Below are 9,295 nucleotides of genomic sequence, written 5' to 3'. Positions count from 1 at the left end.
GCTGTTGATGTTTTTTCTATGGCTTTAATGCTGTTATGGAAAACTCATCCAATATTTAAAGAAAAAGTCCTGTAACAAATGCTACAGGACTTAAACAACTAAACTTTTCTTCTTTCTCTTTTAAAGAGCTCCTTCTTTTATTTCATCTACAATATCCGGATCTAGTAATGTAGAAGTGTCTCCTAAATTAGAGGTGTCTCCTTCAGCAACTTTACGCAAGATGCGTCGCATAATTTTACCGGAACGTGTTTTAGGTAATCCACTTACGACCTGAATTTTATCAGGTCTTGCAATTTTACCTATTTGCTGCACTACCGTCTCAATTATTTCAGAACGCAGATTATCAATGTTTTCAGGCATTTTATCACAAATAACATAAGCATAAATGCCTTGCCCTTTTACATCATGCGGATAGCCTACTACAGCAGATTCTATCACGTTCTTGTTATGGTTGATAGCTTCCTCTATTTCAGCAGTACCAAATCTGTGACCAGATACGTTTATTACGTCATCAACACGACCAATGATACGATACAAGCCATCTTTATCACGTTTGGCCCCATCACCGGTAAAGTATAAACCTTTGTAAGTTGAGAAGTAACTGATTCTGCAACGCTCATGATCCCCATAAGTTGTACGAATCATGCCGGGCCAAGGGAATTTCATACACAGATATCCTTCTACCTCATTATCCTTTATTTCATTGCCATCACTGTCAACTAATATAGGCTGTACTCCTGGTAGCGGAAAACCTGCGTGGCTAGGTTTCATAGGTGTTACTCCTGCTAAAGTAGAAATCATGATACCACCAGTCTCAGTCTGCCACCAGGTATCTACTACCGGGCTACGTTCTTTACCTATGTGTATATGATACCAGTGCCAGGCTTCTTCATTTATCGGCTCCCCTACAGAACCAAGTACTCTGAGCGAGTCCAGGCTATAAGACAGCACGTGATCTACCCCTGCTCCCATTAAAGCACGAATAGCGGTTGGCGCTGTATAAAAAATAGAAACACCAAATTTGTCAACAATCTGCCAGAAGCGCCCTGCATCCGGGTAAGTAGGCACTCCTTCGAACATAACAGTAGTTGCACCTGCCAGTAACGGCCCGTACAGTAAATAAGTGTGGCCTGTTATCCATCCGATATCTGCTGTACACCAGTAAACATCGCTTTCTTCGTACTGAAACACATTACAGAAACTGTACTGGGCATACACCATATACCCGGCGCAGGTGTGTACCACTCCTTTAGGTTTACCCGTAGAACCTGAGGTATAAAGTATAAACAACAAATCTTCCGCATCCATTTCTTCAGCAGGGCATTCTTTGCTTACACCTTCAACCTCATCATGATACCACACATCGCGCCCCTCCGTCATTTGAACGGCCCAGCCTAAGTGCTCTACTACTATTACTTTTTTTACTGTTTTGCACTGCTCCAGCGCTTCATTTACAATCCTTTTTACAGGAATCTGTTTTGTGCCACGGTTCAAGGCATCAGCAGTAATTACCATACTGCACTCAGCATCATTAATACGATCAGCCATAGATGAAGCTGAAAAACCAGCAAACACCACCGAGTGAACTGCACCTATACGCGCACAGGCTAACACAGCAACTGCCAGATCAGGAATCATTGGCATATAAATACAGATCCGGTCTCCTTTCTTTGCTCCGTTTTTCTTAAGCACGTTGGCAAACTGGCACACCCGCTCGTATAGTTCCCTATATGTATAGCGTACGAACTTTTCTTTAGGATCATTTGGTTCCCAAATCAAAGCCAGCTTGTTACCCCGGGTTTTTAAATGGCGGTCGAGGCAGTTTTCGGTAATGTTAAGTTTAGCCCCTTGAAACCATTTTACATTCGGCTCCTCAAAATTCCACTCCAATACTGTATCCCATTTTTTACGCCATGTAAAAGATTCCGCTACATCTGCCCAGAAACCTTCGGGGTCATCTACACTTCGTTTATAAACCTGTTGATATTCTTCAAAATCTTTAATCTGATGGTAACTCATAGTTTTTGAGGTTTGATAATTTAATGTTTTAGTCATTTAAACACTTTTAGCCCCTCTTCCAACACCTGTGCTTGCAGTATTACTTACTGACGGAATTTATACGTTTGCTGATCCTTTACAAGGATATTTCCGTCTTAATTTACGGAGAATTTTATAAAACCTATATTTAGCATACAGTACAATCTTAAATTCTGTTGCTACTTTTTGTTAGTAACACCAGCTTATTTATTTTAGATGCCCAACTATATACCATCAAAGCGCCCTTACCTCATTATTGTAGATTAAGACTCTTTCTTTAGATATGATCCTCCACTTTCGGGTATTCTTTTAATGAAGCAGTTCTTTCATTTTATCCAGCAGAAGGCGTATTGGAAAAGGCTTAAATATATACATGTCTGCTTCATCCCCCTTTTTCAATAGCTGCATCATCTGTCTTAGCATCCAACAAAATAACATTCATAGCTAACGTTTTTCTTACTTTGCTGATATACTGACATACCTCACCTGCCTCAGACATTATCATATCCAGGATTGCCAAATCACGAAGCTTTTTCTGCATACATTGAATAGCCTCATAACTATTACGCGCAATAAACACTTCATAGCCATTTTTGCGCATCAGCAGTTCTAATCGCATAATAACATTAGGCTCTCTGTCCATTAGCAGTACCTTTAGCTTCGCCATACTTCCCGTAGCTTGTGCTTTAGCTTTAGAAGCTCTTTTGAAGGCAGCACAAGCGAGTGTGTCTTCTATTTTTAAAAATTAATGTGTTACGGCAGCTCCGGCTCCTCTCGGCACACGAATATCTTCGACCAGGTCTTGTATATAAACAGGTGGTGGAGGTGTCATTTTTGATATTGTACTGGATACAACAAAATTCAGTATCATGCCCAGTGTCCCTATTCCTTCTGGTGATATTTGAAACAACCAGTTTTCAGGTTTGTTAGCCTCCGGATTAATAAACTTAAAGTAAGAGATATAGGCAATTGTAAACAAAAGCCCAGTCAACATTCCCCATATGGCTCCCTGCTTGTTCATACGTGTAGAAAAAATGCCCATAATAATAACAGGGAAAAACGATGCTGCAGCTAAGCCAAAGGCAAAGGCAACAACCTCTGCCACAAAGCCAGGAGGATTTATTCCAAAGTAACCTGCCACCACTACCGCTAAAGTAGCCGCAATACGTGCTGCTGTTAGCTCCTGCTTCTCTGAAATATCTGCCGTGAATGACTTCTTCAACAGGTCGTGTGCGATGGAGGTAGAGATAACCAACAACAGACCGGCTGCTGTAGAAAGCGCCGCTGCCAGGCCACCGGCTGCCACCAGGGCTACTATCCAGTTAGGCAGCTCTGCTATTTCAGGGTTAGCCAACACCATAATATCTTTATCTATTACCAGTTCGTTCTGCTCTGTGTTCTTCACATACTGTATCAGTCCATCAGCATTCTTATCTTCTACAGCAATAAGTCCAGTCTTTTGCCAATTGTTTACCCACTGTGGCATTGAAGCTATGGACCGGTTACTGGTTGTGCTAAGCATATTATACATACCAAAGGCCCCTACAGCCGGAGCCGTTGTGTAAAGTACAGCAATAAAGAGAAGCGCAAAACCAGCCGATCTGCGTGCGTCTCTCACCCGCGGTACTGTAAAAAAACGTACGATAACATGAGGTAAGCCTGCGGTACCTACCATAAGGGCTGCTGTAATAAAGAAAACGTCTATAGTAGCTTTGCTCCCGTTGGTATAAGCTGCAAACCCAAGGTCTGTCAATAAACCATCCAGCCTGTCTAGCAGATAACCACCTTCTTTTAGCTCACTGCCAAGGCCAATCTGAGGGATAGGGTTTCCTGTCAGTAATATAGAAATAAAAATGGCAGGTACCATATAAGCAAAAATCAACACGCAGAACTGCGCCACCTGTGTATAGGTAATCCCTTTCATGCCTCCTAACACAGCATAAAAAAGAACGATGATCATACCGATAATCACCCCTGTCTCTATTTCAACCTCCAGGAAACGTGAGAATACAATGCCTACCCCACGCATTTGCCCCGCCACATAAGTAAGAGATACGAAAATGGCACAGACCACGGCAACCAACCTTGCGGTTTTAGAATAATAGCGGTCCCCTACAAAATCAGGAACGGTAAACTTACCGAACTTGCGTAGGTAAGGTGCCAACAGCAAAGCCAGCAATACATAGCCTCCTGTCCAGCCCATCAGGTACACAGAGCCATCGTACCCCATAAAAGAGATAAGGCCGGCCATAGAAATAAAGGAAGCAGCAGACATCCAGTCTGCTGCAGTGGCCAGGCCGTTTGCTACTGGGGATACGCCGCCGCCTGCCACATAAAAGTCTTTTGTAGAGCCAGCTCTAGACCAAATTGCAATCCCAATGTACAGGGCAAAGCTCAGCCCCACAATAATGTACGTCCAGGTTAAGATATCCATTTTTCTAAAGGTTTATGGTGAGGTTAAGGTCAATCTTCGTGTACATCAAACTCTCTGTCCAGCTTGTTCATCAGCCAGACGTAAATAAAAATGATCAACACAAAGCAATAAATGGAACCTTGCTGGGCAAACCAGAATCCAAGTTTGAACCCTCCGAACGTTATCTGGTTAAGCTCATCAACCAAAAGAATTCCAAAGACAAAGGAAACCAGAAACCAAATAGCTAACAGTATAAAGAGAATCCGGACGTTGCGTCTCCAGTACTCCTGCATCTTTTTTTTATTATCTTGCATGAGGTATATTGGTAAAAGAGTTGTTGTTGTTACAGATAAACCATTGCCTGCAGTATAATTTCAGGCTTGTATCTTATATTGTTCACATTAGTAAAATCCGGGCGGTTGCGGTAGTTCAGTGTGATTTTGGAATGATGCCCCTCCAGCAAAAGGTTAGCCCCTATATCCAGCATTTTAACCGGCACTTTTTCACCATGGTTGTCTCTCAGCCCCTCAAAGCTGGCGTAACTGAAAGCAGCATAAGGTTGCAGCCTGGCCTTTTCTCCCAAGGTATTTCCAGGTAATAAGTATCCCGCATGGCCGTATAATATATTACCGGTACCTACTGTAGGAAAAGCGTTTCCGCGAAGCACGCCTCCCCCTGTGGCAGGGTTTAAGATGCCAATAATCCGAACATTATTTCTGCCAAAGTCATAATTATAGTATACAGCGTAAGCCGTAAGCGCCGTACCAGAGGACGTATTTAATGGTAAATCAAGGAAAGCATCTATACCAAACAAGCTGATATCTGATTTTACCGTGTCCAGCACCAAGTCATTTTGTTCCGTGCGCCACATCCCATTATTATTATAGTGAAAGCCAGCCCCAATGTTGAACACCTTCTTTATACCTAAATAAGTGCCCACCATGTACGGCAATAGGTTAGGCTCCTGCTCAAGAAACTGATATTTAAAGTATCCCTGGTATGCTTTGCTGTTATTCTGAGGATTATAATTTGCAGCAGGGCCAACGACTTGAGCCGTGTTTGTCACAAAAGGATCATTTACTGCTACACGATAATCCAGCTTTCCCAGCTTACCTTTTGCAAAAACACCCAGCATTCTGGCAAATTGGTCTGTTGCTTCTATAGTAGGCCAGTTAAAAATGGGTGCATCAATAGTCAGTAAATTAAGTGTGCTGGTGTTAGTTATTCTTGAAATACCATTCCAATAATGAAGACCAGCGCCAACAGAGAGGTAGTTGCCTATCACTTTATAGTCCACATAGGCATCGTGCATATACAGTTGGGGTTTCTTACCATCGTTACCCAGATAACCTCCACTCACTGCACTCTGGTTGTTCATCCCAAAATGCGTCACGATTAGGAAACGAGGCGAAATTTGTGCATATATAAGCACACGCGACCTGCGAAGTCCTATATCAAATATATTGTCCTGTGCTACATTATTGCGATAAGACCCTGTGTTGTTTTCGTTATAGCGGAGCCAGACCTGGTGCCAGGTTATGAACCGAATGTATTTTGAACCATCTTCACTTATAGCTACTTTCATTCCGGCACCATACAAGGCATTCCTTTGCGCACTAGCAGTGCCCGCTACATAGCAAAGAGCCACTGTTGTTGCCATAGCTAATAATAGTATCCTCATGGCTTACTGATTGATTAGTTAACACTTAGCATAAGAACAGCTGCCTCTTCAGGTTCTAAGGAATTTATGGTAAAGCGAAGAGAAAAGAGTAGGCGAGGTACTTTATTGTTAATTTGGTATAGCCATTAAAATGGCTATTGAATCAGAGACAGGGCTTGTAATCCTATCAAGGGAGGGAATATGCTGTGGAGTACATATTTACAGTAGCTGAAGCAAACGAAGCTGAGGGCTTATTCTTTAAAGCGCTTCCATTTAATCATCATATACTTGTCCCCCAATTCAGTTATTATCGTTCCGGCACCTTTAAGATTGTCGCTTTTCCTTAGATGCTCTAGTAGCTCTGTGTGGTTTAAGATTTTGTAGGTAGGGTGATACTGTCTCTGCTCCGGAGCCTTAACCTTATATTTACGCACCCAATTCATAACAGAGACATGGCTCACACCTAAAATGCGTTCAATCTCACGGTAGCTGATTCCTTCTATATAAAGTTGAAGTGCTTTCGTGACATAATAGCTATCAATGCTCTTCCCTATCTTGTCTACACTGAAATAGTAGTTGCACTTCTTACAGCAATAACGCTGCCGTTCGTTTACAACGCCACTTTTAACCACATGATGGTTTTCACAACGCGGACAGAGAGGATATTTCATTATTTTTTTACTAACGTTAGTTAATAGATATATCAAATTAGCATAACTATATCAGTTTACCAAACATCCTTTGAATAGTCTGTATCTTCCCTCCAAATGTTGTGTAATCTATTATGTTTCAAATAAAAAGACCTCATCAAATATGATAAGGTCCTTCTGTGAGAATAGCTATTTATGTACTTTTTTGTTTTTACATGCCACGTACCGATAGAAGGACATCCTTATACTGATTAGTGTTGTACAGGAAATTTACCACCTTTTTGCCAACTTCCTCTGGCGAGGCTAAGTCTCCTTTCTGCTTGTACTGCCTGAACTTTTCTACTGTACTAAATCGTGCTGCGTCAGACTCTCTTATGTTTTCCTGCATACCAGTATCCACTACTCCCGGAGATAAAGCATATACCTTAACACCTGTACCTCGTTTATCCTGCTCCTGCTGCACTGTTACAGAAAATAAATCGATGGCAGCTTTAGAAGCACAATAGCTAGCCCAGCCATCCACAGGGTACTTACCGGCACCAGAACTTATATTTACGATTACTTTCTGGCAGCTCTGCTGTTGGTAAGTTTGCAGGAAGGAGTTCATCAGCATGGCTGGCACCGTTACGTTTATGTCAAACACAAACTTAAACTGATCATTTGCCATCTCTTCTCCAACATATCCAATATCGCCCAGCACACCCGCGTTATTGATTAACACCAACTTATCAGCATCTTCTAATGGCAGGAATATCTTGTGCAGATTATTTTCCACACCTGCTACGTCAGAAAAATCTAAAGGCTGATGACGGTAACGTGGGTGTTCGATGCTATTACTCCTGGACACGCCAATTATGTAGTTCTTTTCATTTTTTAGTAACTCTTCAGCTATTGCTTTGCCTATGCCCTTACTGGCTCCGGTTATGATATAGTAGTTCACTTGCTTTCTTATTATGAATGATGAGTTAAGAATTACGAATGAGGGAGAAAGTATTGTTACGGTGTTTACTTTAAATAAAAAAAGGTGGTACCCCTGTCATAACCAGAGCACCACCCTTAACTGTAGCTTTATTATTTAAGAATCAAAGAATATACTGGCTCAGATCTCTGTTTCGCACCATATCAGAAAGCTTTTCCTGCACCATTTCGCGCGTAACTACAATATGAGCGTTGGCCCCGATTTTGTCCGGAACATCAAACAGTATATCGTTTAGCAGGCGGCTCATGACTGTGTGCAGGCGTCGAGCACCTATATTTTCTACCTCAGAGTTTACTTCAAATGCAATAGAAGCTATTTCCTCCAGCGCCTCATCATTATAGGTAAGTTCCACACCTTCAGCAGATAGTAAAGCTACGTACTGCTTTGTTAGTGCATTTTTAGGGAATTTAAGTATCTGGTAGAAGTCATCTTTTGTCAGGCTATCCAACTCTACACGAATCGGGAAACGGCCCTGTAGCTCTGGAATCAAATCAGATGGCTTTGCCACGTGGAATGCACCAGCAGCAATAAATAAAATATGGTCTGTATTGATGATACCATACTTGGTATTTACGGCGCTACCTTCTACAATAGGTAATAAGTCGCGCTGCACACCTTCCCGGCTAACATCTGGTCCGCCGCCTTTTTTGCTGGAGCTTGCTACTTTGTCAATCTCATCAATAAAGATAACACCAGAATTTTCCGCTTTAAAGATGGCTTCTTCTTTTACCTCATCCATATCGATAAGTTTGGAAGCTTCTTCTTCCAATAAAAGCTTACGCGCCTCGGCTATAGTTACCTTACGTTTCTTCGTCTTCTTCGGCATCATGCCGCTGATCATCTCCTGGATGTTCATCATAGAAGCTTCATCGATACCAGGCCCCATTATACCTACTCCCGAATTGCTGTTCTGTGACACACGTATTTCAATTTTGCGGTCTTCCAGTTCGCCATTGCGAATCTTCTCACGGAACCTTTCACGTGTGCGCTCGTTCAGTTCGAAATCATTTTCAGGCATAGTACCAGAGTCTACTGTTGTAGAAACGGGTGAATTTGTTTTGCCCTGGATAGGAGGAATCAGTGCATCTAGGATGATGTCTTCTACTACCTCAGCGGCTTTTTGCTTTACCTCTTCTTTCTTGCGTGTTTTCACCATGTTAACAGACTGCTCCACCAGGTCACGCACCATACTTTCCACATCGCGGCCAACATAACCTACTTCTGTAAACTTAGAGGCTTCTACTTTAGTGAAGGGAGCATCGGCAATTTTAGCCAGGCGACGGGCAATCTCAGTTTTACCTACCCCTGTTGCTCCAATCATCAGAATATTGTTTGGCACAATCTCGCGCTGCATGTTCTCATCGGCATTCATGCGACGCCAGCGGTTCCGCAATGCTATAGCCACATTGCGCTTTGCATCTTTTTGTCCAATAATATACTTATCCAGTTCCGCAACAATCTGCGCTGGCGTTAGGGATGCAATATTATTTAACATTTCTTTTTCCACAGTATGAATAAGTTTTAAAGTACCACGCTTAATCTTTAGTCGTAGTACA

The 9,295-nt window shown here is 42.2% G+C and carries 8 protein-coding genes; all 8 read right to left on the bottom strand.

The window, feature by feature from the left end:
- Positions 1–120: 120 nt before the first annotated feature.
- Positions 121–2,055: an acetate--CoA ligase gene (acs, locus tag LN995_RS20165; RefSeq protein ID WP_262910539.1), complete on the bottom strand. Its 1,935-nt coding sequence runs from the start codon at positions 2,053–2,055 to the stop codon at positions 121–123.
- A gap of 364 nt (positions 2,056–2,419) precedes the next feature.
- Positions 2,420–2,704 (bottom strand): response regulator, encoded by a 285-nt coding sequence (locus tag LN995_RS20160; RefSeq protein WP_229962896.1) that lies wholly within the window; start codon positions 2,702–2,704, stop codon positions 2,420–2,422.
- Between the two features lie 78 nt (positions 2,705–2,782).
- Positions 2,783–4,471, bottom strand: coding sequence for a sodium:solute symporter family protein (locus LN995_RS20155; RefSeq protein ID WP_229962895.1), 1,689 nt, complete (start codon positions 4,469–4,471; stop codon positions 2,783–2,785).
- 29 nt (positions 4,472–4,500) lie between these two features.
- Positions 4,501–4,764 (bottom strand): DUF4212 domain-containing protein, encoded by a 264-nt coding sequence (locus tag LN995_RS20150; protein ID WP_229962894.1) that lies wholly within the window; start codon positions 4,762–4,764, stop codon positions 4,501–4,503.
- 29 nt (positions 4,765–4,793) lie between these two features.
- Complete coding sequence (locus tag LN995_RS20145) at positions 4,794–6,131, bottom strand: hypothetical protein (RefSeq protein ID WP_229962893.1); 1,338 nt, start codon at positions 6,129–6,131, stop codon at positions 4,794–4,796.
- 230 nt (positions 6,132–6,361) lie between these two features.
- The gene (locus tag LN995_RS20140) at positions 6,362–6,781 is read right to left on the bottom strand and encodes an IS1/IS1595 family N-terminal zinc-binding domain-containing protein (protein ID WP_229962892.1); all 420 of its coding nucleotides are present in this window, start codon (positions 6,779–6,781) and stop codon (positions 6,362–6,364) included.
- A 190-nt stretch (positions 6,782–6,971) separates the two neighbouring features.
- Positions 6,972–7,700 carry an SDR family NAD(P)-dependent oxidoreductase gene (locus LN995_RS20135; protein ID WP_229962891.1) on the bottom strand — a complete coding sequence of 243 codons (729 nt, stop codon included), beginning with the start codon at positions 7,698–7,700 and terminating at the stop codon, positions 6,972–6,974.
- 142 nt (positions 7,701–7,842) lie between these two features.
- Positions 7,843–9,234: an ATP-dependent protease ATPase subunit HslU gene (gene hslU, locus LN995_RS20130; protein WP_229962890.1), complete on the bottom strand. Its 1,392-nt coding sequence runs from the start codon at positions 9,232–9,234 to the stop codon at positions 7,843–7,845.
- Between the last annotated feature and the right edge of the window lie 61 nt (positions 9,235–9,295).

This window comes from Pontibacter silvestris (genome assembly GCF_020907275.1).
Taxonomy (GTDB): Bacteria; Bacteroidota; Bacteroidia; order Cytophagales; family Hymenobacteraceae; genus Pontibacter; species Pontibacter silvestris.
Note: the sequence above shows the minus strand (reverse complement) of the source record. Positions and strands in the feature narration are given on the sequence as shown.

Coding starts and splice junctions, on each gene's coding strand:
- LN995_RS20140 (WP_229962892.1), bottom strand. CDS start 6,781: ATGAAATATCCTCTCTGTCCGCGTTGTGAAAACCATCATGTGGTTAAA.
- LN995_RS20150 (WP_229962894.1), bottom strand. CDS start 4,764: ATGCAAGATAATAAAAAAAAGATGCAGGAGTACTGGAGACGCAACGTC.
- LN995_RS20155 (WP_229962895.1), bottom strand. CDS start 4,471: ATGGATATCTTAACCTGGACGTACATTATTGTGGGGCTGAGCTTTGCC.
- LN995_RS20160 (WP_229962896.1), bottom strand. CDS start 2,704: ATGGCGAAGCTAAAGGTACTGCTAATGGACAGAGAGCCTAATGTTATT.
- hslU (WP_229962890.1), bottom strand. CDS start 9,234: ATGTTAAATAATATTGCATCCCTAACGCCAGCGCAGATTGTTGCGGAA.
- acs (WP_262910539.1), bottom strand. CDS start 2,055: ATGACTAAAACATTAAATTATCAAACCTCAAAAACTATGAGTTACCAT.
- LN995_RS20145 (WP_229962893.1), bottom strand. CDS start 6,131: ATGAGGATACTATTATTAGCTATGGCAACAACAGTGGCTCTTTGCTAT.